This is a genomic window from Microbacterium paludicola, assembly GCF_015235415.1.
Classification (GTDB): domain Bacteria; phylum Actinomycetota; class Actinomycetes; order Actinomycetales; family Microbacteriaceae; genus Microbacterium; species Microbacterium paludicola.
This window is the reverse complement of sequence record NZ_JADGLL010000003.1, coordinates 1-26,775: the sequence shown is the minus strand read 5'-3', so window position 1 is coordinate 26,775 and position 26,775 is coordinate 1. Positions and strand designations below refer to the sequence as shown.

The window sequence follows — 26,775 nt, the reverse complement described above, 5'->3', positions numbered from 1 at the left end:
TCAGCCCTGGAGGATCGAGGAGACGAGCAGCTGGGTGTACGCGGCCTGCGGGTCGTCGAGCACCCGGTCGGTCAGGCCCGACTCGATGACCGCGCCGTCCTTCATGACCAGCGTGCGGTGCGAGATGAGGCGCGCGACGGCGAGGTCGTGCGTGACGATCACGACCGACAGCCCCAGGTCGGCGACGAGCGAGCGGATCAGGTCGAGCAGGCGCGCCTGCACCGACACGTCCAGGCCGCTTGTCGGCTCATCCATGAAGACGAGCCGGGGCCCGAAGACGAGGTTGCGGGCGATCTGCAGGCGCTGACGCATGCCGCCCGAGAAGGTCGCGGGGGCGTCGTCGATCCGGTTCGCGGGGATCTCGACGCGGGCGAGCCACTCCTCGGCCTCCGCACGGATCGTCCCGTAGTGGCGGAGGCCGTTGGCCATCAGCGGCTCGCCGATGTTCCCGCCGGCGCTGACGTGCATCCGCAGTCCGTCGGCGGGGTTCTGGTGAACGAAGCCCCACTCGGTGCGCCACAGGCGGCGCACGTCGCGCTCGGTGAGCGAGGACAGGTCGGCGAGCTCGTCCGCGACCCGGTACCGGATGGCTCCCTCGTCGACGGACAGGCGCTGCGACAGCATCCCGAGCAGCGTGGACTTGCCCGATCCGGATTCGCCGACGACGGCCAGCACCTCGCCGGGCCAGAGGTCGAAGCTGACATCGCGGCAGCCGAACCGGTCGCCGTAGCGGTGGCCGGCGCCGGTGACGCTCAGCAGCGGGGTCTCGTCGGATTTCGGCTCGGTCGCTTCGCTCCCTCGCTCAATCTGGTCGCAGAGGGCGCCCATCACGCGCTCATCTCCTTCCGGGCGGCCGCGGCCGTCCGCTCGCAGTGATCCGTGTCGGAGCAGACGTACATGACGCCCCCCTTGTCGTCCATGACCACCTCGTCCAGGTAGACCCCCTCCGATCCGCAGATCTCGCACGGAGTGTGGAATCGCTGCGGCTCGAACGGGAAGTCCTCGAAGCCGAGGCTCTCGACGTCGGTGTACGGCGGCACCGCGTAGATGCGCTTCTCGCGGCCGGCTCCGAACAGCTGCAGCGCCGGGCTCTGGTGCATCTTCGGGTTGTCGAAGCTCGGGATGGGCGACGGCGCCATGACGTAGCGCCCGTCGACGATCACCGGGAAGTCGTACGTGGTGGCGAAGTGGCCGTAGCGGGCGATGTCCTCGTAGAGCTTGACGTACATCAGGCCGTACTCCTCGAGCGCGTGAAGTCGCCGCGTCTCGGTCTCGCGGGGCTCGAGGAACCGCAGCGGCTCGGGGATCGGCACCTGGTACACGAGGATCTGGCCCTCGACGAGCGGCGTCTCGGGGATCCGGTGTCGCGTCTGGATCACGGTCGCGAGATCCGTGCGCGTTGTGCTGCGGGATCCGGCGACCTTCTCGAAGAACTGCCGGATCGAGACCGCGTTGGTTGTGTCGTCCGCGCCCTGGTCGATGACCTTGAGGGTGTCGGCGGCGCCGATGATGGCGGCGGTCACCTGCACGCCGCCGGTTCCCCAGCCGCGCGGCATCGGCACCTCGCGCGAGGCGAACGGCACCTGGAAACCCGGGATGGCGACGCCCTTCAGCAGCGCGCGGCGCACGACGCGCTTGGTCTGCTCGTCGAGGTAGCCCTCGTTGTAGACGATGCGGGGCTCAGACATTCGCGGCCTCCTCTGCCTGCGCCGCGGCCGTGCGCTCCTGGAAATCGCGGTGGAGCTGCCGGATGAGCACGAGCTCGCCCTGGAAGTCGACGTAGTGCGGCAGCTTCAGGTGCTCGACGAACCCGGTCGCCTGCACGTTGTCGGCGTGGCTGATCACGAACTCCTCGTCCTGCGCGGGAGACACGGCGCGCTCGGCGAACTCCTCGTGCCGCAGCGCACGATCCACGAGCGACATCGACATCGCCTTGCGCTCGGCCCGGCCGAACACGAGGCCGTAGCCGCGCGTGAACTGCGGCGGGCGCTCGGCTCCGGTCGCATCCGTGCCGCCGACGAACTGGTTCACCATCTGGCACTCGGTGACCTCGATGCGACCGATCGGCACCTCGAACCCCAGCTCGGGGGCGTCGAAGAAGACCTCGACCTCGCCCACGCGCACCTCGCCCGCGAACGGGTGGGTGCGGCCGAAGCCGCGCTGGGTCGAGTACCCGAGGGAGAGGAGGAACCCCTCGTCTCCGCGGGTGAGGGCCTGCAGCCGCTCGGCACGCGACATCGGGAAGACCGTCGGCTCGCGCGTGAGGTCGGCCGGATCCGGATCCGTCCAGTCGTCGGGGCGCTCGGGCTCGATCAGGGCGTCGACGCCGAGGAGGTCTGTGATGCGCGGCATCGGGGCGTCATCCTGCGTTGTTGCAGCCGCCGGGATGTCCGGCGTCTCGAGCTCGTCCGCGAGCAGGCGGTGGGTGTAGTCGAACGTCGCACCGAGCTGCTGGCCGCCGGGCAGGTCCTTGAACGTCGCGGAGATGCGGCGCTGGGCCGGCAGGCCGGCGGTGTCGATCGCGGCCGTGGTGCCGAAGCGGGGCAGCGTTGTGCGATACGAGCGAAGCAGCGTGACGGCCTCGAGCACGTCGCCCTGCGCCTGAAGCAGCGCCTTGGCGGCGAGATCCGGGTCGTAGAGCGAGCCCTCGGCCATCACGCGCGAGACCAGCACGCCGAGCTGGTCGCGCACCTGGCCATAGCCGATGCGCGTCTCCCCCGCGCCCCGTTTGGCGAGCAGGGCGTGGGCGTTGGCGATGGCCTTCTCGCCTCCCTTGACGGCGACGTACATCAGGCGCTCCTGTTCTCGCGGCCGGTGAGCGTCGTGGTGCGCGGCAGGGCCCGCACCTCGTTCGCGCCGGCGAGGATGACGTCCACGCCGCGCGGGAACCCGGCGCGGTTGGCCTCCCACTGTGCGAGGAATCCGCCGGGGAGGCCCGCGCCGTCCCAGCTCGCCTCGCCGTTCACGCCGGGGCCGGTCGCGGTGAACGCGCCGATAGGCTTCGCGCCGACCGCGTCGATCACGAGCGTCGCCGACAGGTGCGGCTCCTCGTCCGTTCCCTGCGCGAGCTCGGCGAGGCGCGGCGCGGCCGACGGCGAGGAGGCGACGGCGAACAGCGCGTCGCCGGGACGCTCGACCAGCCGCGCCCCGGTGTGGAACCGGATCCACGCGCACACCTCGCCGGCGTTCGCGAGCGCCCTGTCGAGCCAGATGGGGGTCTGCTCGTCGCAGAGCGCGAGCACCACCGCGCCCGCCACGGCCCCGAGCGGGGCAGGAGTCTGCAGCGGCGATGCGGCGAGGATCGGCTGGGCCAGCGTGGGGCGCGCCATGGCCTCGAGCACGGCGCGGAACACGCGCTGCGCGTCGTGCACCGGATCGACGAAGCCCGGCAGGTGGTTCTGCGTGGTCACGACGCTCATTCGTCGTCCTCCTCATCCGGTCCGGAGTTCTCGCGGGCGCCATCGTTCTCCCGAGAGACGGTGAAGAAGTCGACGACCGTGCTGCGCGCCTCGGCGCGGGCGAGAGCGTCGCGTTCGGCTTGCGCGCGCTCGAGCGGCTCGATCACCTCGGCGAGCACGCGATCGCGGCGGCCCGAGGCGAGCATCGCGTCGAAGATCGCGGCAAGGCCGGCGTGATCCGGGTGGCTGCCGAGGACGTAGGCGGTACCGACGGCCTCATCCGGATCGCCGGCCGCGTCGGAGCGGACGACCACCGTGGCGCGCGTGACGGTGGCCTCGCCCAGGTTGAACCGGTCGCCCGTGCCGCCCGTGCGGCCCTGCACCATGACGAGGCCTGCCTCGGGCCCGCGCAGGTACTGCACCTGCGGCCGGTCCGGCCATGCCTCCCACAGCTCGGCGAGCTCGGCCTCGGCCGCGTTCGCCAGCACCCGGGCGGTGCGGCGACGCGACTCGACGTCCGCGTGCTGATCCATCCGTCACCCCTCGACCTCGTGAGTAGTTGTCTATTTATCTAGACAACTATGACGTTAGTGGCACGATGAGAGGAGAAGAAGCCGGATCGACCCACGAGCGCGTGAACATCCGGTGAAGCGTGAATGGAGCCCCGTGTCAGACAGCGCCCGTGCCACCGGCTACTCGGCGTGGCGCCTCATCGCCGAGGAGCTGCGCGCCGACATCACCGAGGGACGCCTTCACGCGGGCGACCGCCTGCCGACGGAGAACGCCCTCGCCGAGCGCTTCGGCGTGAACCGGCACACGGCACGTCAGGCGATCGCCTCGCTCGCCGCCGAGGGCATCGTGGAATCGCGGCGCGGCAGCGGCACGTTCGTGACGGGCGGATCCGTCCACATCCACCGGATCGGCATGCGCACCCGCCTGTCGACAAGCCTCGGGGATCGCCACTCGGCAGCGGGCCGCGTGCTCGAGAGCGCGACCGAGCCGGCCCCGGCCGACGTCGCGGCTCGGCTCGGCATCGCGCCCGGGGCCCCCGCGGTGCGCGTCGAGGCGCTTCGCACGGTCGACGGCGAGCCCCTCGCGCTCGGCACCCGCTGGTTCGACGCCGCGCGCCTGCCCGACATCGCCGCCGCCCTGCGCCGCACGTCCTCCGTGACGGCGGCGCTGCGCGCCAGCGGCATCGATGACTATGTGCGCGCCTCGACGGTCGTCGCGGCGCGCCATGCAACCACCTCGGAGGCCGCGCTGCTGGGCCTCGGGCCGGGCGCGATCGTGCTCGTCACGGAGGCGCTCGACACTCTGGTCGACGGCACTCCCCTGCAGCACCAGATCACGCGCTTCGCCGCCCAGCGCGTGCGCCTGGATATCGAGCACCCCGATCCCGCCGGCGCCTGAAGCAGGGTGCTGCTCGCGAAACCGCACGCCGTTCGCGAAACCGCGTCGACCGGTGCGGTCTCGCGACGCGCACGCACTGTCGAGCTCGGCCTGATCCCTCGTAGACGCGACGGCGGGAGTCGAACCCGCTGCGACACCGGGTATGAGCCGGGCCCCGGGACCACCCGGACCGTCGCGATGGCCCCACGCTACGTCGCGCCCCCGACACTGCCAAGGGCTGTGACCGCCCGTGACGTCACGCGGCGTCACGCCTGCGTCAGCGTGTCGGCGCGATCTCGATCCGGTCGCTGCGGAGGTGCTCGTAGACGACGGTCGTGCGCACATCCGCGATCTCCGCGCGCTGGGTGAGCCGGTCGATCACAAACGCGTAGAGCGCGTCGTTGTCGGCGACCGCGACATGGATGATGAAATCCACGTCGCCGCTGACGACGAAGACGCCGAGCGTCTCGGGCAGCGCCGACACCCAGTCGCGGAACGCCTCGATCGTCTGCCGCGACGGCGGACGCACGCGCACCGAGATCAGCGCCTGCACCCCGCGACCGATGCTCGCGAGGTCGACGTCCAGGGTCGCGCCGCGGATGATCCCCCGTCGGCGCAAGGCGCGGGTCCGGTCGAGCGCCGTCGTGGGTGAGACTCCCACGCGCGCGGCGACCTCGCGATTCGTCATCCGCGCATTCGTCTGGAGAGCGGCGAGGATCGCCGCATCAAGTCCGTCCAGATCCGCCATTTCGCACCCTCATCCGTACGTCATACGCCGCTGGATCCGGTCGCTCGGATCCATGGCTACATTCTGTGTCATCACCCGATGATCCGCAGAGCAGGAGACACATGAACGACGAGATCGGCTTCGCCCCCGACGAGATCGACACCGCCGCCCCCACCCGATCCGCTCGCCTGAAGTGGGTCGTGGTGGTCGACGGCTCGCTGCCGGCGGGCCGCATCGCCAACGCGACGGCGTGCGTCGGCGCGGCGACCGGCGCCGCGGTCACCGGGCTGCTGGGCCCCGACGCCGTGGACGCCGACGGCACTTCCCACGCCGGGCTGCCGTGGATCGGATGCACGGTTCTGGCGGCGGACGGGGCGCAGCTTGCGGCGATCCGCGCCAAGGCCGTCGCATCCGACGGGGTGTCCGTCGCCGACATGCCGGCACACGCCCAGCTCACGCGTGTGTACGACGAGTACCTCGCGGAGGTCGCGACCCGCGCGCCCGAGGACCTCGGATACCTCGCGGTGGGCATCGTCGGGCCGCGAAACCGCGTCGACCGGATCGTCGGGCGACTGCCTCTGCTCGCCTGACGGCGGATTTCCCGCTACCGTGGAGGGCATGGAGATCGAGGTCGACCGCAGCTAGCCGGCATCCGGACACCCGGGTGCGCAGCCTCCACCGTCGCCCCGAAAGGTCTCCACATGCCCGTCTCCACCTCCGCCGTCTCCCTGTTCGACGTCTCGTTCGACTGGCCGGACGGATCCCCCGCCCTCGCCGAGCTGAACGGCACCCTCCCCGCCGGCCGTACCGGTCTCGTCGGTCGCAACGGTGTCGGGAAGTCCACTCTCCTGAAGCTGATCGCCGGCATCCTGACGCCCGCGCGCGGTCGCGTCGAGACCGCAGGCGACGTCGGCTACCTGCCCCAGACGCTCACGCTCGAGGCCGACACGACCGTCGCCGACCTGCTCGGCGTCACGCCGATCCTGGCCGCCCTGCGAGCGATCGAGGCCGGCGACGTCGACGAGCGGCACTTCGACGCCATCGGCGACGACTGGGACATCGAAGCGCGCGCCGACGAGGCGCTCGCGGCGATCGGCTTCCGCGCGGCACACCTGGATCGACGGGTCGCAGAGCTGTCCGGCGGCGAGGCGATGCTCATCGCCATCACCGGCCTGCGCCTGCGCCGCGCGCCGATCACCCTGCTCGACGAGCCGACGAACAACCTCGACCGTCCCCGCCGCGCGCAGCTCGCCGAGCTCGTCGACTCGTGGCCGGGCACGCTCATCGTCGTCAGCCACGACCTCGAGCTGCTCGACCGCATGGACCACACCGCCGAGCTGCGCCCGACCGGCCTCGGCCAGGCCGCGCGTGGAACCGGTGCGCGGCTTGACGTGTTCGGCGGCCCCTACAGCGCCTACCGCGCCGTCGTCGAGCAGGAGCAGTCCGCCGCGACCCAGGCCGCGCGCACGGCACAGCAGCACCTGAAGGTCGAGAAGCGCCAGCGCGTCGAGGCCGAGGCGAAGCTCGCCGCGCGCGCCCGCGCCGGCAAGAAGGCGGCCGAGAACATGCCGAAGATCCTCGCGAACGCGCGCAAGCGCAAAGCGCAGGAGACCGCGGGAGCGCACCGCGGCCTGCTCGATGACCGCGTGAAAGACGCGCAGGATGCCCTCGACGCCGCCGACGCGCGCGTGCGGGAGGAGGAGCACATCCATCTCACGCTCCCCGATCCGGATGTCCCGCGCGGCAAGCGGATCGCCGAGCTGACGGATGGATCTCGCACCGTCACGATCCAGGGTCCCGAGCGCGTGGCGCTGGTCGGTCCGAACGGCGCGGGGAAGACGACGCTGCTCGAGGCACTGGTCGCCGGCACGGCGGACGGCGCGATCCGCGGCGCGCTGCTGACGGACCGGGTCGGGTACCTCCGGCAGCGGCTGGACGACCTCGACGACAACCGCTCCGCCGTGGACAACGTGCGCGACACGGCGCCGGGCACGGCGCCCGGCGAGCTGCGCAACCAGCTGGCGCGGCTGCTGCTGCGCGGAAGCGCGCTCGACCGTCCCGTCGGCACGCTGTCGGGCGGCGAGCGGTTTCGCGTGGCGCTGGCGAAGCTGCTGTTCGCCGATCCCCCGGCCCAGCTGCTGATCCTGGACGAGCCGACGAACAACCTCGACATCGCCAGCGTCGAGCAGCTCGCCGAGGCGCTCGGCGCGTATCGCGGCGCGCTGCTTGTCGTGAGCCACGACCACGCGTTCCTGCGCCGCCTCGGCACCGACGTGGTGATCGGCATCGAACCCGGCGGGCACCTCGCCGAGCGGGCCGAGTTCGACGGGTAGCCGGAATGCGCGCGCACCCGCGTGGGTTCTCCCCCGGTATGCACATCGATCTGACGGGGAAGACGGCACTGGTCACGGGCTCGACGCAGGGCATCGGACGGGCGATCGCGGCGACGCTCGCCGACGCCGGCGCTCGGGTGGCGATCAACGGACGCCGCGCCGAGAGCGTGGCCGACACGATCCGCGAGCTGCAGGATGAGGCGGACGGTCGCGACCTCGTCGCCGTGCCGGGCGACGTCGCCGACGCGGCCGACGCCGAGACGGTGCTCGCCGCCGCGGGCGACGTGGACATCCTGATCAACAACCTCGGCATCTTCGGGGCGGAGCCCGCCCTGGAGATCGGCGACGACGAATGGCGCCGGTACTTCGAGGTCAACGTGCTCGCCGCCGTGCGCCTCATCCGCGAGACGCTCCCCGGGATGACGGGCCGCGGTTGGGGGCGCATCCTGAACATCGCGAGCGATTCGGCGGTCGTGATCCCGGCCGAGATGATCCACTATGGGATGTCGAAGACGGCCCTGCTCGCCGTCTCGCGCGGTTTCGCCAAGGAGGCCGCCGGCACCGGCGTCACGGTGAACTCCGTGATCGCGGGGCCGACCCACACCGGCGGCGTGGAGAAGTTCGTCTACGAGCTCGTCGACCAGAGCCTCCCGTGGGATGAGGCGCAGCGCGAGTTCATGCGCACTCACCGCCCGCAGTCGCTGCTGCAGCGGCTGATCGAGCCCGAGGAGATCGCCAACATGGTGGCGTACCTCAGCTCTCCCCTCGCCTCGGCGACCACCGGGGCCGCGGTGCGGGTCGACGGCGGCTACGTGGACTCGATCCTTCCCTGACGCCGCTCCAACCGAGGAGATCCGGCGAATCGAGGGCCGAATCCGGCGATTCCCCCTCTCCTGCGCGGATCTCCTCATTTCGCGGCGCCGCGGCGCGCCCCACCGCACACACGAAGCGGCGGGCCGCCCCCAAGGGGGCGACCCGCCGCAGAGAGACAGGCTCAGCGCGTGGCGCCGGCGCGACGCTTGTTGTAGATGTCGAACGCGACGGCGATCAGCAGCACGAGGCCCTTGACGATCGGCTGCAGCGACTGCGGAACACCCATGAGCGACATGCCGTTCGACATGACGGCCATGACCAGGCCGCCGACGAGCGCGCCCGTCACACGGCCGATTCCACCGGTGGTCGAGGCGCCGCCGATGAAGCAGGCGGCGATGACGTCGAGCTCGAAGCTGTTGCCCATGTTCGGCTGCGCGCCGTTCGAACGCGCCGAGAACAAGGCCGCGGCGATACCCGTCAGCAGGCCCATGTGCACGAACAGCCAGAAGTTCACGCGGGCGACGTTCACACCGCTGAGCTTCGCCGCGGCGAGGTTGCCGCCCACCGCGTACACGTGACGACCGAACACCGTGCGGTTCGTGATCAGCTGGTACACGAGCACCAGCACGCCGAGCACGATCAGGATGTACGGGAAGCCTCGGTTGTACGCGAGGGCCCACGCGAACGCCATGACGACCACGGCGACGGCGACGAGCTTCAGGATGAACAGGACCTGCGACTCGACCTTCTGGTTGTAGCCGATGCGGGCACGGCGGCTGCGCACCTGCGTGACCACGAAGCCGCCGACCCCGAGCACGCCGATCAGGAGCGTGAACACGTCGACCGTGACCGGCACGGCCTTGAGGCCCTCGCCCTGGCTGACGACGATCTCGCCGAACAGGCCCCGCGAGAAGTCGGTGGCGATCGTCTTGTAGTCGGCGGGGAACGGCGACAGCGACACGTTCTGCAGCACCACGAGCGTCAGGCCGCGGAACAGGAGCATGCCCGCGAGCGTCACGATGAACGCCGGGATGCCGACGTACGCGACCCAGAAGCCGTGCCATGCGCCGACGAGCACGCCGACGAGCACCGCCGCGAGAAGGCCGACCCACCAGGGCATCCCCTGCCTGATCACGAGCACGGCCGACACCGCCGAGGCGAATGCGAGCACGGACCCCACCGACAGGTCGATGTGGCCGGCGACGATGATCATGATCATGCCGAGCGCCATGATCAGGATGTGCGCGTTCTGCAGGACGAGGTTCGTGACGTTCTCGGGGTTCAGCAGCAGTCCGTCGGTCAGCACCGTGAACAGCACCACGATCGCGACGAACGCGATGTAGATCCCGGACGTGCGGAGGTTGCGCGGGCGATCTGCTCACGGCCGGGGGCGATCGAGCTCAGGGTCGGCGCCGAATAGCGCCCCTCCTCGATGTCGTCGAAGCCGACGACGGCGACGTCGTGCGGAACGGAGATGCCGCGCTCGTGGAGCTCGTGGAGCGCACCGAGGGCGAGCGCGTCGTTCATCGCGAACACACCGTCGACGGGCGCTCCCGAGTCGAGCACGCGGGCCATCGCGGCAGCGCCCGTCGACCTGCGCCAGCGTCCCGCCTCGCCCACGAGCCGCGGGTCGTGCACCTGCCCGGCATCCGCGAGCCCGGCGAGGTAGCCCTCGAAGCGCAGCGCGGCAGATCCCATCCGCTCGCCCTCGTGCGCACCAAGCACCGCGATGTGCCGGCAACCCCGCTCGGCAAGGTGCAGCGTCGCCGCCCTCGCCGCCTCGCGGTTGTTCATCGTCACGTGGTCGACCGGGGCGCCGAACACGCGCTCGCCGAGCATGACCAGGGGGTAGTCGAGGTCGTCGAAGGGCGAGAGATCGGCCGGATCCATCGTCATCGGCGAGAACAGCAGCCCGTCGGTGAGCTGGCGCCGGGCGCTGCGCAGCGCGTCGAGCTCGTGTTCGCCGGCAGGCCCGGTGTGCTCGATCAGGAGCACGAGGTCACGCGCCTCGGCCGCCCGCATGAAGGTGTCGGCGAGTTCCGCGAAGTACGGGTTCCGCAACTCCGGGATGGCGAGGCCGATCATCCCCGTGCGGCCTCGGCGGAGGTTGCGCCCGGCGACGTTCACGCGATAGCCGAGCTCGGCGATCGCGGTCTCCACGCGTCCGCGCGTCTCGGGCCGGATGTGCACGAACCCGTTCACGACGTTCGAGACGGTCTTCACCGAGACCCCGGCACGATCCGCGACATCGCGCATCGTCACCGACATGCGTCCTCGCCTTCGTGCGCGCCGCGGGCGCGGCGCTCCAGCGCATTCTATTCACACGCCGCGAGCACGGCGGCGCGGCCCCGCCTCATCGGGGCCGCGCCGCCGGCGCCGCTCAGAGCCCCTGGGCGAGGCGGTGGTACGCCGCGTTCCAGCGCACCTGGTCGGCGAAGCCGCGGCGCGTGGTGGACTCGTCGATCACGAGCAGCTCGCAGCGCGCGATGTCGGCGAACACCTCGAACGCCTCGACGCCCGCCGCGGTGGACAGCACCGTGTGGTGCGCGCCGCCCGCGGTCAGCCACGCCTCGGCCGACACCTCGAACGACGGGCGCGGCTGCCACACCGCGCGCGCGACCGGCAGGTGCGGCAGCGGCGCGGGCGGGGCGACGACGTCGACGACGTTGGCCGTGAGACGGAAGCGGTCGCGCATGTCGGCGAGCGAGACGACGACGGCGCCCTCGGTGGCGTCGGCGTCGAACACCATGCGCACCGGGTCCTCCTTGCCGCCGATGCCGAGCGGGTGGATCTCGACCTTCGGCTTCGAGGTCGTCAGCGACGGGCAGATCTCGAGCATGTGCGCGCCGAGGATCAGCTCGGCCCCGGGCGTGAGGTCGTAGGTGTAGTCCTCCATGAGCGACGCGCCGCCGGGCAGCCCCTCGCCCATGACCTTCGCCGCCCGCACGAGCACGGCGGTCTTCCAGTCGCCCTCGGCGCCGAAGCCGTAGCCCTTGGACATCAGGCGCTGCACGGCGATACCCGGCAGCTGACGGAGGTCGCCGAGGTCCTCGAAGTTGGTCGTGAACGCCTTGGCGCCGACCTCGCCGAGGAACGTCTCGAGCGCGATCTCCTGGCTCGCGGCGTAGCGGAGCGACTCGTGGCGCTCTCCCCCGCGTCGCAGTTCGGGAACGACGTCGTAGAGGTCCTCGTACTCGGCGACGAGCGCGTCGATGTCCTCCTCGGCGACCGCTGCGACCGCTGCCACCAGGTCGTTCACGCCGTAGGTGTTGACCGAGACGCCGAAGCGCAGCTCGGCTTCGGTCTTGTCGCCCTCCGTGACCGCGACGTTGCGCATGTTGTCGCCGAAGCGCACGAGCTTCAGCTCGTGCGTGGCGGCCCAGCCCGCGGCCCCGCGGATCCAGGTGCCCACGCGGCGCTGGACGGCGGGGTTCGAGACGTGGCCGACGACCGTGGTGCGCGCGACGCCCAGGCGCGTGGCGAGGTAGGCGTACTCGCGGTCGCCGTGCGCGGCCTGATTGAGGTTCATGAAGTCGAAGTCGATGCTGTCCCACGGAAGCTCGACGTTCGCCTGCGTGTGAAGGTGCAGCAGCGGCTTGCGCAGCGCGTCAAGGCCGGCGATCCACATCTTCGCGGGGCTGAAGGTGTGCATCCACGTGATCACGCCGAGGACGCGGCCGTCGGCGTTCGCGTCGAGCATCGCGCGGCGGATCGACGCGGAGTCCTTCAGCACAGGCTTCCACACGATCGTCGCCGGCACGTCGGCCGACGCGTCCAGCGCGCGGGCGACCTCCTGCGACTGCTCGGCGACCTGGCGCAGTGTGTCCTCGCCGTAGAGATCCTGGCTGCCGGTGAAGAACCAGATCTCGCGGTCCGCGTAGGGCTTGCTCATTCGTGCTCCTTTCGGGGCCGGCGTCAGCGCTGGCCGTAGACGTTCTGGTAGCGGTCGTAGAGGGAGTCGATCGCCTGCTGCGGGATGGGCAGCGGGTCGCCGAGCTGGCGCGAGATGTGCACCGTGCGGGCGACCTCCTCGAGCAGGACGGCGGCCTTGACGGCCGACTTCGCGTCGCGGCCGATCGTGAAGGGCCCGTGGTTCTGCATCAGGACCGCCGAGCTGCGGTGGTCCTTCAGCGTCTCGACGATGCCCCGGCCGATCGAGTCGTCCCCGATGATCGCGAACGGGCCGACGGGGATCGGACCGCCGAACTCGTCGCCCATCATGGTGAGCACGCAGGGGATCTCCTCCCCGCGCGCCGCCCACGCCGTGGCGTAGGTCGAGTGCGTGTGCACCACTCCCCCGACCTCGGGCATGTGGCGGTAGACGTACGCGTGGGCGGCGGTGTCGGACGACGGGTTGCGCGTTCCCTCGACCAGGTTGCCGTCGAGGTCGCACACGACGATCGCCGCGGCGTCGAGGTCGTCGTACGAGACGCCCGAGGGCTTGATGACGAGCAGATCGGGATGCCCGTCGACGCCGGGCACGCGCTCGGACACGTTGCCCGCGGTCCAGACCACGAGCTCCCAGCGCGGCAGCTCGGCGTGCAGGGCGGCGACGCGCTCGCGCGCCTGCTCGACGGCGGCCCGCATCTCGGCGGGGATGGCGGCGGGCTCGGTCACTTCGACTCCCTTCGGTCGCTCAGTGCGACGCATCAGTTCTCCTTCAGAGCAGGGTCGGGTCGGGCGGTCCGGATCAGCGGACGGCGTCGATGGCGGCGCGCTCGGCAGCGAGCCCGGCGCTCCATCGCTCGAGGTAGCGGGCGTGGTCGGCGATCTCGGCCGGAGTCGGCTCCGCGGTCGTGGTCTCGGCGCCGGCGAAGACCTCGGCGTCGAGCCAGGCGGCGAGGTCGCGCTCGTCTCCCTCGGCCACCGCGCGGCGGTACGCGGCGAGCACTGCCATGCCCCAGGCTCCGCCCTCGCCGGCGGTGTCTCCCACGACGACCGGAGCGCCGAGGGCGGCGGCGAGCAGTCGCTGCGCGACGCCCGCGGTGCGGAAGAGGCCGCCGTGCGCGAACATCGCGTCGATCGCCACGTCCTCCTCGGCCAGCGTGCGCATCCCCAGCGCGAGGGTGGCGAACACCGCTCGCAGCTGCGCGCGCATGAAGCCGCCCAGGGTGAGGCGCGAGCCCGGCGTGCGGACGAACAGCGGCCGGCCCTCCGGCAGCTCGGCGATCGGCTCGCCCGACAGGTGGTTGTACGCGAGCAGGCCGTCGTCGACGCCCTCCTCGAGCGCGCCGGCGAGGAGGGCGGCGAACACATCGTCGCTCGATGCGGACGATCCGATCGCGGCCGCGAACTCGCCGAACAGGTCGGCCCACGAGCCGAGCTCGCTCGCGCCGTTGTTGCAGTGGACCATGGCGACCGGATCGCCCGCGGGTGTTGTCACGATGTCGATGTCGGCGTGGGCGCGCGAGAGCGCCTTCTCGAGCACGACCATCGCGAAGATGCTGGTGCCGGCGCTGACGTTGCCGGTGCGCGGAGTGACGGCGTTCGTCGCCACCATGCCGGTTCCGGCGTCGCCCTCGGGCGGGCAGAACTCCGCTCCCGGCTGCAGGGTGCCGGTCGGGTCGAGCAGCGCGGCGCCCGCGGCGGTCAGACGACCGGCCTCCGCTCCGGCCGGCAGCACGGCGGGAAGCACGTCGGACAGCCGGATGCGCTCGGCTCCCGCGGCCGCGATCCGCTCGTCCGCGATCCGCAGCAGCGCCTCGTCGTAGCCGCCCGTCGCGGGATCGATCGGGAACATCCCGGAGGCGTCTCCCACCCCGAGCACTCGCTGCCCGGTGAGCTGCTCGTGGACGTAGCCGGCCAGGGTCGTGACGTGCGCGATCCGGGCGACGTGGGGCTCGCGATCCAGGACCGCCTGGTGCAGGTGCGCGACCGACCACCGCAGCGGGATGTTGACGCCGAGCGCCTCGGACAGCTCGCCTGCCGCCCGCTCGGTGTTGACGTTGCGCCACGTGCGGAACGGCACGAGCAGCTCGCCGGCGTCGTCGAACGCGAGGTAGCCGTGCATCATCGCCGACACGCCGATCGAGCCGGCCGTCGCGGGCCGCACGCCGTGGCGCTCCTCCGCGTCGGCGACGAGCTCGGCGAACGCCGAACGCAGGCCGTCATGCACCGCCTCGAGCGAGTACGTCCACAAGCCGTCGACGAGCTCGTTCTCCCAGGCGTGGGATCCGGCGGCGACGGTCGTGCCGTCGAGGGCGATCAGGCACGCCTTGATGCGGGTCGAGCCGAGCTCGATGCCGAGCGCCGTACGCCCCGCCCGGATATCGTCGGCGATCGCCGTGTCCGTCTCCGCATGCGTCATCGCAGTGCTCCGTTCCGCCGGGCAGCGCCGCCCGCTCCTCGATCGTCCTCGCGGCCGGTCCGCCGCGGATCGAGTATATGTTAGCGCTCACATATCTGCCGCGGGCAAGTCGCGCCCACGCCGGCAGGTTCAGGCGCGCGGTGCGGCGGTGCTGTCGCGGACGACGAGCTCGGGGGCGATCAGGGCGACGAGGCCGCCCGCATCCTGCGAGGGATCGGCCGACCAGTGATCGAGCAGCGCATGGATCGCGGCCTCCCCCACGGCGGCGAACGGCTGGCGCACCGTCGTGAGCGCCGGCACCAGGAACCCGCTGCCGTCGATGTCGTCGAAGCCCACCAGCGAGACGTCCTCGGGCACGCGGACGCCGCGCTCCCAGAACGCCCGGAGCAGTCCCATGGCGAGGTAGTCGTTCGCGGCGAAGACCGCGGTGGGGCCGCCCGCCGTGCGCAGCTCGGCGGCGAGTCGCATGCCCGCGTCGTATCCGCGCCTCGCCGACCATCCCCCGGCGGCGACGAGCCGCGGCTCGAGGCCCTGCTCTGCGAGCAGCCGCCGGTGCCCTTCGGCGCGCTGCGCCGCGTCGTACCACCCGTCGGGACCGGCGACGTGGACGATGCGCTCGTGGCCGAGGCCCAGCAGGTGCTCGGTCGCGAGCATCGCGCCGCCGACCTGATCCACCGCCACGTACCGGATCGGCGACTGCTCGGGGATGTCGGGCCGGGCCGCCACCACGACGACCGGCACCGCGGAGGCCACGTCGTCCATGAGATGGGCCACCTCGTCGAGCGGCGCGACGACGACGACGCCGTCGACACCCTGGTTCATCAGCTGCTCGAACACGGGACGCGCCGATCCCGCGCCGGAGAGCGATCCGACCGAGACGTAGTAGCCCTCGGCCCGCGCGGCGGCCTCGACCGCCAGCACCGTGCTCGTCGGCCCGTAGTGCGTCGTGCCGGCCGTCAGCACGCCGATGGTGGCGCTGCGCGCGGTCACGAGGGCCCTCGCGGCCTGATTGCGCCGGTAGCCGAGCTCGTCGATCGCTGCCTGCACCCGGTCTCGCGTGTCGGGACGGACGTAGGCGTGCCCGTTCAGCACCCGCGACACCGTCTGGTGCGAGACGCCCGCGCGCTCGGCGACGTCCGCCATCGATGGCGGGCGGGTACCTCGCATGGCGCTCCTCGCGGATCGGGGCGGGCCCGGAGACCGGCCGCCGGACGTCATCGCGCGGGCACGCGACGCTGCGGACCCAGCGTACCGGCGGCGGGCGCGACCGCCGGGCGGCTCACTGCGGGTACGGCGTCTCGCCGCGCGCGAGCATGGCCACGAGCTTCTCGATGCGGTTCGCGCGACTCGTCGCGCTCGGCGCGGTGTGCACCCGGTGGAGCACCGCATACCGGTTCTGGGCGTTCAGCCCCGCGAACCGCTCGGCGACCGCCGGGGCCGCGGCCAACGCAGCCGCGAGGTCGTCCGGCACCTGCGCGAACGCCTGCGGCCCGTACGCGCGATCCCAGCGCCCGTCGGCCTTGGCCCTGTCGATCTCGGCCTGCCCGCGCGGCCTCATCCGGCCTTCGGAGATCAGCCGCTCGACGATGCCGACGTTCCGCTCGGACCAGATGGAGGTCTTCCGCCGCGGCGTGAAGTGCTGACGGAAGGCGGCCTGGTCGATGCTCTGGCGACGCCCGTCGATCCATCCGCTGCAGAGCGCCTCGTCGAGCGCCTGGGCGTAGGTGAGCGACGTGGGCGATGTCGTCCCCTTCTTGGCGAGCACGAGCCAGATGCCGTCGGAGTCGCCCTCGTGCAGGTCGAGCCAGGCGCGCCAGGCCGCGGCGTCCTCGACGACAAGCTGCTCTGGCTCTGTGCTCACATCCACATCGTAGGCAGGGCCGCCGACATCACCATCCGGCCCGACCGGTGCCGCCCGGCCTGACGGCCGAGCGGCACCGACGAAGGGATCAGGCGGCGACGGACAGCTTCTCGGCGAGCGTCCTGCCGTGCGCCTCGGCCGCGGCGTGGGCGTCGGCGAGGTTCTTGTGCGCGAGCTCGACGAGGTCCGCCATCGCGGGGTTGCCCTCCGCGAGCGTCAGCTCGGCCTCGATGACCTCCAGGTCGAAGCCCCACACGTCCTGGATCACGCGCTTGTACCAGTCGGTCGCGTGGTCCCATCCGAAGCGAGGCATCCCCTCGCCGTCGCGGCTGAGCCGGCGGCACCGCTCACCGCGGCGTGTAGTGCACCGTCTGCATGACGATGAGGCCGTCGCGGACGACGAAGCTGTCGGCGCCGTCGCAGACGGCGGCGTCACCGCTGCTCGCCGACCACTGCAGGAAGCCGTACTCGCCCGAGACCATCGTCGTGTCGTACGCGAACTCGGCGTCGCCCACGATCCGATCCAGCTCACCGGCGCACTGCATCACGCCCTCGTGCCCCCGGAACTCCCCTGACCCGGTGAGCATCACGACATCCTGCGAGTAGTTCGAGAGATCCCCCTCGACGTCTCCCTGAAGTCGCTTCATCAGATGATCGTGCAGCACCTCGGTCGTCGACCTCATCCGTCCTCCTTCGCGCGTCGTCGTCCCGACGGTAGGGCGCTCCGCACCGACCGGCCAGGGGGTTGCGCCGCAGCCGCTCCCGGCGCCTACGGTGGATCGAGCATGACCTGACGCGGATGCGTGCTGCGCTCGAGCCGGCATGATCCGATCGGCGGGAGGGGGCCGGGATGAAGCGGGTGACGGTCGAGTCGAGCGTGATCGCGGAAGTGGGTTACGACCCCGACCTCTCCGCGATGGACGTGCTGTTCACCACCGGCGAGCTGTACCGCTACTACGCCGTTCCGCCCTCCGTGCACCGCGGCCTCATCGGCGCGGACAGCCCCGGGGCGTTCTTCAGCCAGCGGGTGCGCGACGTCTATCCGGTCGAGCACGTCGGGCTCGGCTGACGCGCACGAGAAATCGGCCCCCGCCATCCGGAGGATGACGAGGGCCGCTCTGCGGCGTCTGTCAGGCGCGACCGAACTGCGCCGAGGCCGGGCAGTCGAACGGATCGCGCGCGGCGAGACCGACGCGGTTGAGGTACTCGATCACGATGCCGTACGAGCGCAGCAGCGTGGTCTCGGTGTACGGCACGTCGTGCGAGATGCAGTAGTCGCGCACGATCTCGCGCGCCTTCGCCAGATGCGGGCGAGGCATGTTCGGGAAGAGGTGGTGCTCCACCTGGTAGTTCAGGCCGCCCATGAGCCACGTCGCCCACCAGCCGCCGGAGACGTTGCGCGAGGTGCGCACCTGCTTCGAGAAGAAGTCGAGCTTCGCGTCGGGCGCGATGATCGGCATCCCCTTGTGGTTCGGCGCGAAGGACGCTCCCATGTAGACGCCGAAGACCGCGAGCTGCACGCCGATGAAGGCGAAGGCCATGCCCAGCGGCAGGAGGAGGAAGACCGGCACGATCACGGCCGCGAGGCGCACCGCGATGAGTCCGAGCTCCAGCCAGCGACCCTTGACCGGTCCGCGGGCGAACAGGTGCTTGAGCCCCAGCACGTGCAGGTTCAGTCCCTCGAGCGTGAGCAGCGGGAAGAACAGCCAGCCCTGCCGGCGGGTGATCCAGCGCAGCGGGCCGCGCGTCTTGGCCGCATCGACCTCGAGGAACGAGACCGTGTCGAACTCGATGTCGGGGTCCTTGCCGACGCGGTTGGGGTTGCCGTGGTGGCGCGTGTGCTTCGCGTCCCACCAGGACAGGCTGATCCCGACGACACCGGCCGCGAGGATGCGCGCGAGGCGCAGGTTCGCCGGGCCGCTGGACAGGATCTGACGGTGCGCCGCCTCGTGAGCGAGGAAGGCGACCTGCGTGAACAGGATGCCGAGCGCGGCCGCCATGAGCAGCTGGAACCAGCTGTCTCCGAGCAGGATGAACCCGGTGATGACGCCGCCGAAGCAGACGGCGAGAGCGGCACCGACGAGGGCGTAGAACCAGCCGGCGCGACGCAGCAGCCCGGTCTCCTTCACCACCTGCGACACCTGGGTGTAGGCCTTCGCGAGCGGCGGGAAATCACCGGCACCGGAGTACGTCTGGCGGATCGGACCGAGCCGAGCCGGGGGTGCGGACGTGAGCGTGGTCGTGGAGATGGGTCAACCCCTGTCGATCGGTTCGGCCGTCACAGACCTCGGAGCCAAAGGCAGATCGCCGATCGCTGAGGCCCACGCTACAGGTGGTGCCATGCGGACGCAGGAATACTCGGCCGATGCATCATCGATGTCCAGGCCGCCGCCAGCATGCGTTCACACTTCAGGCATGCGTCCGCGCGCGGGAGCGACGGCGTCGCCCCGCGGCGGTGCGTGGGCGCGACGCCGCGGCGGGAGCGAGGTGCACGCGCAGCGCATCCTGGGCGTCCCGGCGCGAGCGGTAGACGCCCAGCGGCTCGGCGTGGGCGCTGTGCAGGGCGTAGCCGCTGTCGGACACGGCGATGTAGCCGGCGAACTCGTCGTCGACGGTCGCGACGTACACGTCCTCGTCGGCCTGCTTCCAGAGCAGGGCCGGCGCGGCGACGGCGCGGGCAGGGGCGGACGGGGCAAGGGGCAGTAGGGAAGACATCAGGTCGTTTCATCACGGGCGATCTCGCCGTCACTGGCGGATCGCGGAGAAGGTCAGGGAGCGCGCGAGCGCATATCGCTCGGCGGGAGGATCACGCCCTTCGCCGAAGACGGCGGGCGGTTCCGCAGTGAAGCGGTGGATCCGGGTGACGCGGCGCCCGTGAGATGTCGGGCGGGAATGGCCGAAGCTGGCTGCCGCGTCGGTCAACCCTAGCCCACGAGGCTGGGCGCGGCCTGCGCGCTCGCTCAGGGAGCGGAGTGCCCCCGGCGGCGGACCATGCGCCAGTGGTTGCCCTCGTCCGTGCGATTGACCTCGAGCTCGTCGAGCACTGCCTCGGCGAGCGGCAGCCCGCGGCCGCGCTCCGCGTCCTCACCGGGCATCTGCTCGCCGAACGTGGGCGAGAACTCCTGGCCAGAGTCGTGCAGATCGGCGACGATCGCCTCGTCGGTGACGCGCACCTCGAAAAGCCAGCGCACCTCACCGCTCGGCACGCCGTGTTCCACGACGTTGTTCGCGATCTCGATCACCGCGGTCTCGAAGAGCATGAGATCCATCGGATCGAGCTCGGGATGCTCGGCGCCCACCCTCTCGAGGAGCGTGTGGAGGCGATGGAGCTCGGGCGGCACGGCGAAACCGTCGAGCGAGTAGTCACCAGCCATGCGCGCCATCCTCACCCGTGTCGTGCGGGAAGCGGGTGCGGTCGACGGCGGAACGCATGACCTCGACAAGTGTGCCCACGATGGCCACCCTAGCCGCGCCTCCGGCTCGATCCCAGCGCCTCCCGCGCGCCGGCGGGATGTCAGCCGAGCGGCGCGCGGACGGGGTGATCCTGGCCGTCGAGGATCAGCTGAGCCGCCGTCCCCGTGGCCGTGTTGATGACGACGGGCGCGAGCAGATTGACGTGTACGCCATCGGCCCCCGGGTTCGCGACGACGAGCAGCAGCGCGTCGTCCGGCCGCTCGAGCGCGAGGTCGGCGGCCTGCTGATCGGTGAGCACGGGCGCGTAGCCGGCGACGACCGTGCTCGGGTCGACGAGGAACAGCCGCAGCTCGGCGTCGCCGCGCGCGCTGAGCGCGAACAGCCCCTCGGCACCCTCGATCGGCGCGAGGTCGAAGTCGGTGTGGGGCGCGAGGCCCGGGGGCGGGGACAGGAACGCGACGGCCGCGCTCACGAGAGGAAGTCCATCAGCGTGGGCTGCAGCACGCGCCCGGTGACCTGCAGCGCCGAGCGGTACACAAGCTCCTGCGCCTGCAGCTGCACGAGCACCTCGACCGAGTCGACGTCCTCGACCGCAGCACGGCGGGTCTCGAGGGAGACGGACGTGTCCACGGCGATCCCCTTCGCTCGCTCGATCTGCGACTGGCGGGCGCCGACGGCGCCCTGGGCACTGAGCATACTTGTCGACCGCTCGTCGATCCGGCCCACATGCGCGGCGACGTTCTGGCCCGAGCGCAGGTCGGCGACGATGTCGTCGATGAGGGCGAACACCGAGTCGGGGCCGGTGCCGAAGACCTCTGCGCCGTCGGCATCCACGCGCACCGTGACCCCGTCGGACAGGCGCCGCTGCACCGAGGATCCGGGCTCGCCCGTGAAGGCGTAGCCGCCCGTGCCGTCGGCGGTGAAGGCCGCTCCCGCGTCGGAGGTGCCGGCGAACACCGAGCGCCCGAGGATCGACGTGTTCGCGTTGGCGAGCAGCTCCTCGCGGATGCCCTCGAGCTCGACGGCGATCGCCTCCTTCGCGGTGGCATCCAGCGCGCCGTCGTTCGCCCCCTGGAGGGTGAGATCCCGCGCGCGGCGCAGCAGCGTCACACTCGACGAGATGGCGGAGTCGGCGGCAGTGACCCACGCGAGCCCGTCGTCGATGTTGCGCGCGTACTGGTTGTTGCGCGACTGCTCGGCATGCAGGCTCAGCGTCGTGGCGGCCGCCGAGGGGGTTCCGCCAACCCGCTCGACGGCGGCACATCGGGCTCCTAGTGTCGCCAGCGACAGCGAACCCACGTCACGAAGGGACGTTCGATGACCGATGTCGCATCCACGGGACCCGAGCCGAGCGAAGAGGGTCGTCCGATCCTCACCGACCGGCAGGGCCATCCCGTCTCCGACAACCAGAACCAGCGCACGGTCGGGGCCCGCGGTCCCGCCACGCTGGAGAACTACCACTTCCTCGAGAAGATCAGCCATTTCGATCGCGAGCGCATCCCCGAGCGCGTGGTGCACGCCCGCGGGGCCGTCGCGTTCGGACACTTCGAGGCCACCGGGAAGTGGGGCGACGAGCCCATCGAGAAGTACACGCGCGCGAAGGTGTTCGCAGAGGCCGGGAAGAAGACCGACCTCGCGATCCGCTTCTCGACCGTGATCGGCGGGCGCGACTCGTCCGAGGCAGCACGCGATCCGCGGGGCTTCGCGGTGAAGTTCTACACGGAGGACGGCAACTGGGACCTGGTCGGCAACAACCTCGCGGTGTTCTTCATCCGCGACGCGATCAAGTTCCCCGACGTGATCCACTCGCTCAAGCCCGACCCCGTCACGTTCCGGCAGGAGCCCGCGCGCATCTTCGACTTCATGTCGCAGACGCCCGAGTCGATGCACATGCTCGTGAACCTGTTCAGCCCGCGGGGCATCCCCGCGAACTACCGCCGCATGCAGGGCTTCGGCGTGAACACGTACAAGTGGGTCAACGCGCAGGGCGAGACGCACCTTGTGAAGTACCACTGGATCCCGCGCGCGGGCGTGGCGAGCCTCACCGAGGCCGACGCCGCGAACATCCAGGCGGGCGACCTCGGGCACGCGTCGAAGGACCTGTACGAGCACATCGAGCGCGGCGAGTACCCGCAGTGGGACCTGTACGTGCAGCTGATGAGCGACGACGAGCACCCCGAGCTCGACTGGGATCCGCTCGATGACACCAAGGTGTGGCCCGAGAACGAGTTCGAGCCGAAGCTCGTGGGCACGATGACTCTCACGAGCAACGTCTCGGATCACCACAACGAGAACGAGCAGATCGCGTTCGGCACGGGCGTGCTCGTCGACGGCCTCGACTTCTCGGACGACAAGATGCTCGTCGGCCGGACGTTCTCGTACTCCGACACGCAGCGCTACCGCGTGGGGCCGAACTACCTGCAGCTGCCGGTGAACGCGCCCAAGCACGCCCGCGCGGCGACCAACCAGCGCGGCGGGCAGATGTCGTACGGCGTGGACCTCGGCGAGGGGCAGAACCCGCACGTGAACTACGAGCCGTCCATCACGGGCGGACTGCGCGAGGCGCAGTACCCGACCCACGACGAGCAGGGGCCGGAGATCAGGGGGCGGCTCACGCGCAAGCGGATCCCGCGCACGAACGACTACCTGCAGGCGGGCCAGCGCTACCAGCTCATGGAGCAGTGGGAGAAGGACGACCTCGTCGCCAACTTCGTCGAGCTCATCGGCCAGGCCGCACGCCCCGTGCAGGAGCGCATGGTGTGGCACTTCCTGCTCTGCGACGACGAGCTGGGACTGCGCGTCGGCGAGGGCCTGGGCATCGGGGTGGACGACGTCAAGGACCTGCCGCCGCTGCAGAGCCAGACGCTCAGCGAGGCCGAGCTCGAGCGCCTGCGAAACCTGGGCGCGAACGGCCCGCGCGACGTGACGGGGCTGAAGATGACGCACGTGGTGCCGAACGAGCACGTGGTCGTCGAACGCTGACCGACGCGTTGATCGGCCCCCTCCCTCGACCGAGGGAGGGGGCCGATCCTCTGTCCTGCGGGTCAGCGTCCGAAGCCGGCCCGGTCGACCTTGCGGTGGTAGCGCATGCCGGCGACCCCGCCGAGGACCGCGCCGAGGAGGCTGACGAGCAGCGCGCCCACCGCGGTGACGATGCCCGCCGTCGTCAGCTCGCCCTCGCTGAACGGAAGTCGCGGGAACGTGTTGACGTTCGCCAGGATGTTCCACTGCGCTCCGGCGATGGCGGTGATGATCGCGACGATGATGGCGACGATGATCGCCCACAGCCACACCGCAATCCCCTGCTTGGCGCCGCTGAAGCGCGCCATCCGGCCCGCGACGTATCCGCCGCAGTAGTAGGCGATGAGGAGGATCACCAGGACGGCGATCGCTCCCGCGATGCCGATGGTGCCCGCATTCTCCTGCGCGGCCTGCTCGGGATCGACCTGTCCGCCGAGGCCCAGTGCGGCACCCGCGCCCGCGACGAGAGCGGTCAGCAGCACGGTCATTCCCATCGCGCACAGCCAGCCGAAGAAGGCCGAGCCGAACTTCATGCCGCCGAACTCCTCCTTCTCGCGGGCGACGACCTCGTGGCGCGCGGCACGGGCCGCCTCCGGCGACGCGGCCCCCACGACCGGCGCGGCGACGGTGGCGTCGCGGTCCGCGTCGCGGTCTCGATCGCGGCGGAGCTCGCCGTCGCGATCCCGATCCGCGGCGTCCGCATCGCCGTCCCGGTCCCGGTCGCGTCCGAAGAGGCCGCCGCGGTCAGCGTCGCGGTCGCGATCCCGCTCATCCCGGTCATCGCGTCCATCCCGGTCCTGATCGTGGTCGCCGACGATGGCTCCCCGCCCGCCGCGCTCGGTGGCGACGTACTCGCGGTCGACGAAGTCGCGCTGCACGACCTCGCGATCCTGCCCTGCGGCGCCGTCACCCTGACGGGCGCCGGTGGTGGTGCGGTCGTCGACGCGCGGCGCGTCGTAGGCGCGGGTCGGCTCGTCGCTTCCCCGGCCCGCGTCGAGGTCGGGCGCGGAGCGCCCCGTCGTCACCGACTCGTCGTGCACGTGCTGGGATGCCTGCTGGTCAGCCGCGCCCGGTCGCTCGCTGCGGTTGACGCCGTCTCGATCCATGGGAGTGCTCATGGCGGTGCTCCTTTCGGGTTTCACCCTGCGGTGTCACAAGTGAACTCGCGCGGAACCGCTCCCCCACAGGGCATTGCGCAGCGGCGGGGAGCGCGCTATACGCCCGAGAGGATGACCAGTTCCCGCGTGGTGCGCGTCATCGCCACGTAGCGGTCGACGGTCGCCTCGATCCCCTCGCCCCAGCCATCGGGATCCACCAGCACGACGAGGTCGTACTCGAGCCCCTTCGCCTCCGCCGGCGAGAGCGAGCGCATCCGGTCCGATCCGACGAACGACGGATCGCCGATCACGCACGCGACGCCCTCGTCGTTCTCCGCAGTCCATGCGGCGAGCAGTGCGTCGCGCTGGGCGATCGTGCCGCGGCGCACCGGGATGCCGCTGCGGCGGATGGACGTGGGCACGTTCGCATCCGGGATCGCGCGCCGGATGACCGGTTCGGCCTCGGCCATCACCTCCTCGGGCGTGCGGTAGTTGACCGTCAGCGCGGCGATGCTCACGTCGCGGAGCCCGGCATCCGCCAGACGCTGCTTCCACGAGCGCGTGAATCCGTGGCGGGCCTGCGCGCGGTCGCCGACGATCGTGAAGCTGCGCGAGGGATTGCGGCGCAGCAGCATCCGCCACTCGGCGTCGGTGAGCTCCTGCGCCTCGTCGACGACGATATGCGCGAACGGACCGGCAAGCGGTTCGCCGGCGGGCGCCGTGACGGCCGGCACCGCGAGGGTGCCGCGCAGATCCTGCCCGCGCAGCATCGACATCACGCGCAGGTCCGAGTCGTCGGTCGCGATGAAATCGGCGACGACGTCGTCCATCCGCGCCCGCTCCGCCGCGGCCTCTGCTTCGGCGCGTCGCCGCCGGATCTCCGCCTCGGGATCGCCGACGCGCAGCCGCGCCGCGTCGAGCAGCGGAAGATCGGCGCGGGTCCACGGCGCATCCGCCGGGCGCTGCAGCGCGGCGACGTCGGCCGCGGTGAGCCCCGGCGCGCAACGGCGCAGAAGCGCCGGGTCGGTCCAGAGCGCCCGAACGAGCGCGACGGGATCGAGCAGGGGCCACGCGGCGTCGAACGCCGCGCGCAGCCGCTCGCTCTCGGCGAGCGCGCCGCGCACCGCCTCGTCGCCGTCCTCGCCCACCAGCCCGTACGCGTCGAAGTCCTCTTCGTCCGCGGGCGCGTCCTCCGCGAGGCGCTCTTCGTCCCATGCCGTCGTGCCCGCGTCCCCCCAGCCCTCGTCGGCCCAGCGGTCGTCGGGTCCGCTGTCTTCCGCCTCCGCCCCCTCCCGCGGCGCCGCGCCCACGCGATCGACCAGGATGCGCATGAGCGCGTCCCACGCCTGCGCGCGCGCTTCGTTGTGCGTCGCGCCAGGTTCGATCGCCCCGAACGCCTCCTCCCAGTCGCTCGCGCCGATCCTGCTGAGATCGCCCCACGCCGTGTCCACCAGCACGTCGCGAGCAGGCGGGCGCTCGCGCAGCCGCACCGCCGCGTCGACGGCGTCGACCACGAGCGCCGACGCCTTCAGGCGCGCGACGTCACGGTCCGTCTCCTCGACCGCCTGCGATCCCTCCGGCACGAGGTCCGCCAGGGGCGTGATCCTCACCCCCTCCTCGCCGAGGCCGGGCAGGATGTCGGCGACGTACGCCGTGTACGCGTGCGAGGGGCCGACGAAGAGCACGCCGCCGCGGCCGTCCTGCAGGCGCGGGTCGGCGTACAGCAGGTACGCGGCGCGATGCAGGGCGACGACCGTCTTGCCCGTGCCGGGGCCGCCGTCGACAACGAGCGCACCGCGCGATCCGGCCCGGATGATCGCGTCCTGGTCCGCCTGGATCGTGCCCAGCACGTCGCGCATGCGGGGCGAGCGGCTGGCGGCGAGGCTCGCGATGAACGCCGACTGGTCGTCGAGGGCGCGCCCCACGGCGAGCGCCTCCGGCGTGAAGGCCTCGTCCCAGTAGTCGGTTATCCGGCCGTCGTTCCAGCGGTAGCGCCGCCGGCTCGTCAGCCCCATCGGCTGCGCGTGGGTCGCACCGAAGAAGGGCTCGGCCGCGGGAGCACGCCAATCGACCAGCAGCGGCTCGCCTGCATCGTCCGTCAGGGCGAGGCGGCCGATGTACAGGGTGCCGTGCGCGCCGACGATGCGGCCGAGGCACAGGTCGAGTCCGAAGCGACGCAGCATCCGCAGCCTGGCGGTGAGGCGATGGATCTCGAGGTCGCGGTCGAGCGCCGCCTGGCCGTGGCCGGCCGGGGCGCGACGCTGCTCGGCGAGGCGGGACTCCAGGACCGAGATCTGGCGCGCGAGGCTGTCGCCGATGCGGGCGAACTGCGCGACGTCGTCACGGATGAGGGCCGGATCGGCCTTGGCGGGGTGGGCGTCGAGGAGGAACGGGTGGGTGCTGTCTTCGTGCACC

At 71.5% G+C, this 26,775-nt stretch carries 28 protein-coding genes and 1 tRNA gene; 6 read left to right on the top strand and 23 right to left on the bottom strand.

All coding sequences use genetic code 11. From position 1 onward, the window contains the following. Genes phnK through phnG form a run of 5 tightly spaced genes read right to left on the bottom strand, consistent with a single transcriptional unit; the run spans position 1 to position 3,931 of the window. On the bottom strand, positions 1-828 hold the full coding sequence (gene phnK, locus IR155_RS02275) for a phosphonate C-P lyase system protein PhnK (protein WP_135112763.1): 828 nt from the start codon (positions 826-828) through the stop codon (positions 1-3). Continuing rightward, positions 828-1,688: an alpha-D-ribose 1-methylphosphonate 5-phosphate C-P-lyase PhnJ gene (locus tag IR155_RS02270; protein ID WP_135112761.1), complete on the bottom strand. Its 861-nt coding sequence runs from the start codon at positions 1,686-1,688 to the stop codon at positions 828-830. The genes phnK and IR155_RS02270 overlap by 1 nt, the downstream gene beginning before the upstream one ends. Then, positions 1,681-2,790 carry a carbon-phosphorus lyase complex subunit PhnI gene (locus tag IR155_RS02265; RefSeq protein WP_135112759.1) on the bottom strand — a complete coding sequence of 370 codons (1,110 nt, stop codon included), beginning with the start codon at positions 2,788-2,790 and terminating at the stop codon, positions 1,681-1,683. Before IR155_RS02265 ends, IR155_RS02270 begins: the two co-directional genes overlap by 8 nt. After that, a complete protein-coding gene (phnH, locus tag IR155_RS02260; protein ID WP_135112757.1) occupies positions 2,790-3,419 on the bottom strand; it encodes a phosphonate C-P lyase system protein PhnH in 630 nt (209 codons plus the stop codon). Before phnH ends, IR155_RS02265 begins: the two co-directional genes overlap by 1 nt. Then, on the bottom strand, positions 3,416-3,931 hold the full coding sequence (phnG, locus tag IR155_RS02255) for a phosphonate C-P lyase system protein PhnG (RefSeq protein WP_135112755.1): 516 nt from the start codon (positions 3,929-3,931) through the stop codon (positions 3,416-3,418). Before phnG ends, phnH begins: the two co-directional genes overlap by 4 nt. A 133-nt stretch (positions 3,932-4,064) precedes the next feature. On the opposite strand from phnG, the gene phnF reads away from it, so the two are divergent. Beyond that, positions 4,065-4,808 carry a phosphonate metabolism transcriptional regulator PhnF gene (gene phnF / locus IR155_RS02250; protein ID WP_135112753.1) on the top strand — a complete coding sequence of 248 codons (744 nt, stop codon included), beginning with the start codon at positions 4,065-4,067 and terminating at the stop codon, positions 4,806-4,808. A gap of 104 nt (positions 4,809-4,912) precedes the next feature. On the opposite strand, the gene IR155_RS02245 is transcribed toward phnF, so the two are convergent. Continuing rightward, positions 4,913-4,985: transfer RNA gene (locus tag IR155_RS02245), tRNA-Met, on the bottom strand. A 79-nt stretch (positions 4,986-5,064) separates the two neighbouring features. Beyond that, positions 5,065-5,535 (bottom strand): Lrp/AsnC family transcriptional regulator, encoded by a 471-nt coding sequence (locus tag IR155_RS02240; RefSeq protein ID WP_194210275.1) that lies wholly within the window; start codon positions 5,533-5,535, stop codon positions 5,065-5,067. A gap of 101 nt (positions 5,536-5,636) precedes the next feature. Between IR155_RS02240 and IR155_RS02235 the strand changes: the two genes are divergently transcribed. From IR155_RS02235 to IR155_RS02225, 3 genes are all read left to right on the top strand, one after another. Continuing rightward, positions 5,637-6,104, top strand: a complete 468-nt coding sequence (locus IR155_RS02235) for a DUF2000 domain-containing protein (RefSeq protein ID WP_135112751.1) — start codon at positions 5,637-5,639, stop codon at positions 6,102-6,104. Positions 6,105-6,215: 111 nt separating this feature from the next. Continuing rightward, positions 6,216-7,847, top strand: a complete 1,632-nt coding sequence (locus IR155_RS02230) for an ABC-F family ATP-binding cassette domain-containing protein (protein WP_135112749.1) — start codon at positions 6,216-6,218, stop codon at positions 7,845-7,847. A 38-nt stretch (positions 7,848-7,885) separates the two neighbouring features. Beyond that, positions 7,886-8,680, top strand: a complete 795-nt coding sequence (locus tag IR155_RS02225; RefSeq protein ID WP_135112747.1) for an SDR family NAD(P)-dependent oxidoreductase — start codon at positions 7,886-7,888, stop codon at positions 8,678-8,680. Positions 8,681-8,841: 161 nt separating this feature from the next. On the opposite strand, the gene mmsB is transcribed toward IR155_RS02225, so the two are convergent. From mmsB to IR155_RS02180, 9 genes are all read right to left on the bottom strand, one after another. Continuing rightward, positions 8,842-9,981 carry a multiple monosaccharide ABC transporter permease gene (gene mmsB, locus IR155_RS02220; protein WP_233441067.1) on the bottom strand — a complete coding sequence of 380 codons (1,140 nt, stop codon included), beginning with the start codon at positions 9,979-9,981 and terminating at the stop codon, positions 8,842-8,844. Then, positions 9,960-10,928 (bottom strand): LacI family DNA-binding transcriptional regulator, encoded by a 969-nt coding sequence (locus tag IR155_RS02215; protein ID WP_135112743.1) that lies wholly within the window; start codon positions 10,926-10,928, stop codon positions 9,960-9,962. The genes mmsB and IR155_RS02215 overlap by 22 nt, the downstream gene beginning before the upstream one ends. 112 nt (positions 10,929-11,040) lie before the next feature. Then, positions 11,041-12,552 (bottom strand): L-arabinose isomerase, encoded by a 1,512-nt coding sequence (gene araA, locus IR155_RS02210; protein ID WP_135112741.1) that lies wholly within the window; start codon positions 12,550-12,552, stop codon positions 11,041-11,043. A gap of 23 nt (positions 12,553-12,575) precedes the next feature. Then, complete coding sequence (locus tag IR155_RS02205) at positions 12,576-13,247, bottom strand: L-ribulose-5-phosphate 4-epimerase (protein ID WP_228066555.1); 672 nt, start codon at positions 13,245-13,247, stop codon at positions 12,576-12,578. A gap of 103 nt (positions 13,248-13,350) precedes the next feature. Then, positions 13,351-14,967 (bottom strand): xylulokinase, encoded by a 1,617-nt coding sequence (locus tag IR155_RS02200; RefSeq protein WP_135112738.1) that lies wholly within the window; start codon positions 14,965-14,967, stop codon positions 13,351-13,353. A 129-nt stretch (positions 14,968-15,096) separates the two neighbouring features. After that, positions 15,097-16,134 (bottom strand): LacI family DNA-binding transcriptional regulator, encoded by a 1,038-nt coding sequence (locus IR155_RS02195; RefSeq protein WP_135112736.1) that lies wholly within the window; start codon positions 16,132-16,134, stop codon positions 15,097-15,099. Positions 16,135-16,246: 112 nt separating this feature from the next. Next, positions 16,247-16,828, bottom strand: a complete 582-nt coding sequence (locus IR155_RS02190; RefSeq protein ID WP_135112734.1) for a YdeI/OmpD-associated family protein — start codon at positions 16,826-16,828, stop codon at positions 16,247-16,249. Between the two features lie 88 nt (positions 16,829-16,916). Beyond that, complete coding sequence (locus IR155_RS02185) at positions 16,917-17,141, bottom strand: hypothetical protein (protein WP_135112732.1); 225 nt, start codon at positions 17,139-17,141, stop codon at positions 16,917-16,919. A gap of 34 nt (positions 17,142-17,175) precedes the next feature. Continuing rightward, a complete protein-coding gene (locus tag IR155_RS02180; RefSeq protein WP_135112730.1) occupies positions 17,176-17,511 on the bottom strand; it encodes a nuclear transport factor 2 family protein in 336 nt (111 codons plus the stop codon). 167 nt (positions 17,512-17,678) lie between these two features. Here IR155_RS02180 and IR155_RS02175 point away from each other — a divergent pair, with 167 nt between their 5' ends. Continuing rightward, the gene (locus IR155_RS02175) at positions 17,679-17,897 is read left to right on the top strand and encodes a KTSC domain-containing protein (protein WP_135112728.1); all 219 of its coding nucleotides are present in this window, start codon (positions 17,679-17,681) and stop codon (positions 17,895-17,897) included. Between the two features lie 61 nt (positions 17,898-17,958). Here the strand turns inward: IR155_RS02175 and IR155_RS02170 are convergent, their stop codons facing one another. The 5 genes from IR155_RS02170 to IR155_RS02150 form a co-directional block, all read right to left on the bottom strand. After that, a complete protein-coding gene (locus IR155_RS02170) occupies positions 17,959-19,077 on the bottom strand; it encodes a fatty acid desaturase family protein (RefSeq protein ID WP_233441077.1) in 1,119 nt (372 codons plus the stop codon). A 160-nt stretch (positions 19,078-19,237) separates the two neighbouring features. After that, entirely contained in the window at positions 19,238-19,543 is a 306-nt protein-coding gene (locus IR155_RS02165; protein WP_135112724.1) for a hypothetical protein, read from the bottom strand. Between the two features lie 245 nt (positions 19,544-19,788). Next, positions 19,789-20,202: an ATP-binding protein gene (locus IR155_RS02160; protein WP_167760687.1), complete on the bottom strand. Its 414-nt coding sequence runs from the start codon at positions 20,200-20,202 to the stop codon at positions 19,789-19,791. Positions 20,203-20,342: 140 nt separating this feature from the next. Then, positions 20,343-20,714: a flagellar assembly protein FliW gene (locus tag IR155_RS02155; RefSeq protein WP_135112720.1), complete on the bottom strand. Its 372-nt coding sequence runs from the start codon at positions 20,712-20,714 to the stop codon at positions 20,343-20,345. Beyond that, a complete protein-coding gene (locus tag IR155_RS02150; protein ID WP_233441066.1) occupies positions 20,711-21,541 on the bottom strand; it encodes a flagellin N-terminal helical domain-containing protein in 831 nt (276 codons plus the stop codon). The genes IR155_RS02155 and IR155_RS02150 overlap by 4 nt, the downstream gene beginning before the upstream one ends. An 18-nt stretch (positions 21,542-21,559) precedes the next feature. On the opposite strand from IR155_RS02150, the gene IR155_RS02145 reads away from it, so the two are divergent. Further along, on the top strand, positions 21,560-23,224 hold the full coding sequence (locus IR155_RS02145) for a catalase (RefSeq protein WP_135112716.1): 1,665 nt from the start codon (positions 21,560-21,562) through the stop codon (positions 23,222-23,224). Positions 23,225-23,286: 62 nt separating this feature from the next. Here the strand turns inward: IR155_RS02145 and IR155_RS16200 are convergent, their stop codons facing one another. Next, positions 23,287-24,381 (bottom strand): hypothetical protein, encoded by a 1,095-nt coding sequence (locus IR155_RS16200; RefSeq protein WP_135112714.1) that lies wholly within the window; start codon positions 24,379-24,381, stop codon positions 23,287-23,289. Between the two features lie 95 nt (positions 24,382-24,476). Further along, positions 24,477-26,774, bottom strand: a complete 2,298-nt coding sequence (locus IR155_RS02135; protein ID WP_135112712.1) for a HelD family protein — start codon at positions 26,772-26,774, stop codon at positions 24,477-24,479. Position 26,775: the final 1 nt, after the last annotated feature.

Bases quoted from the DNA above. Each gene is read 5' to 3' on its own strand.
- phnK (WP_135112763.1), bottom strand. From the start codon at position 828: ATGGGCGCCCTCTGCGACCAGATTGAGCGAGGGAGCGAAGCGACCGAG.
- IR155_RS02270 (WP_135112761.1), bottom strand. From the start codon at position 1,688: ATGTCTGAGCCCCGCATCGTCTACAACGAGGGCTACCTCGACGAGCAG.
- IR155_RS02265 (WP_135112759.1), bottom strand. From the start codon at position 2,790: ATGTACGTCGCCGTCAAGGGAGGCGAGAAGGCCATCGCCAACGCCCAC.
- phnH (WP_135112757.1), bottom strand. From the start codon at position 3,419: ATGAGCGTCGTGACCACGCAGAACCACCTGCCGGGCTTCGTCGATCCG.
- phnG (WP_135112755.1), bottom strand. From the start codon at position 3,931: ATGGATCAGCACGCGGACGTCGAGTCGCGTCGCCGCACCGCCCGGGTG.
- IR155_RS02240 (WP_194210275.1), bottom strand. From the start codon at position 5,535: ATGGCGGATCTGGACGGACTTGATGCGGCGATCCTCGCCGCTCTCCAG.
- IR155_RS02235 (WP_135112751.1), top strand. From the start codon at position 5,637: ATGAACGACGAGATCGGCTTCGCCCCCGACGAGATCGACACCGCCGCC.
- IR155_RS02230 (WP_135112749.1), top strand. From the start codon at position 6,216: ATGCCCGTCTCCACCTCCGCCGTCTCCCTGTTCGACGTCTCGTTCGAC.
- IR155_RS02225 (WP_135112747.1), top strand. From the start codon at position 7,886: ATGCACATCGATCTGACGGGGAAGACGGCACTGGTCACGGGCTCGACG.
- IR155_RS02215 (WP_135112743.1), bottom strand. From the start codon at position 10,928: ATGTCGGTGACGATGCGCGATGTCGCGGATCGTGCCGGGGTCTCGGTG.
- araA (WP_135112741.1), bottom strand. From the start codon at position 12,552: ATGAGCAAGCCCTACGCGGACCGCGAGATCTGGTTCTTCACCGGCAGC.
- IR155_RS02205 (WP_228066555.1), bottom strand. From the start codon at position 13,247: ATGCGGGCCGCCGTCGAGCAGGCGCGCGAGCGCGTCGCCGCCCTGCAC.
- IR155_RS02200 (WP_135112738.1), bottom strand. From the start codon at position 14,967: ATGACGCATGCGGAGACGGACACGGCGATCGCCGACGATATCCGGGCG.
- IR155_RS02195 (WP_135112736.1), bottom strand. From the start codon at position 16,134: ATGCGAGGTACCCGCCCGCCATCGATGGCGGACGTCGCCGAGCGCGCG.
- IR155_RS02185 (WP_135112732.1), bottom strand. From the start codon at position 17,141: ATGCCTCGCTTCGGATGGGACCACGCGACCGACTGGTACAAGCGCGTG.
- IR155_RS02180 (WP_135112730.1), bottom strand. From the start codon at position 17,511: ATGAGGTCGACGACCGAGGTGCTGCACGATCATCTGATGAAGCGACTT.
- IR155_RS02175 (WP_135112728.1), top strand. From the start codon at position 17,679: ATGAAGCGGGTGACGGTCGAGTCGAGCGTGATCGCGGAAGTGGGTTAC.
- IR155_RS02165 (WP_135112724.1), bottom strand. From the start codon at position 19,543: ATGTCTTCCCTACTGCCCCTTGCCCCGTCCGCCCCTGCCCGCGCCGTC.
- IR155_RS02160 (WP_167760687.1), bottom strand. From the start codon at position 20,202: ATGGCTGGTGACTACTCGCTCGACGGTTTCGCCGTGCCGCCCGAGCTC.
- IR155_RS02145 (WP_135112716.1), top strand. From the start codon at position 21,560: ATGACCGATGTCGCATCCACGGGACCCGAGCCGAGCGAAGAGGGTCGT.
- IR155_RS16200 (WP_135112714.1), bottom strand. From the start codon at position 24,381: ATGAGCACTCCCATGGATCGAGACGGCGTCAACCGCAGCGAGCGACCG.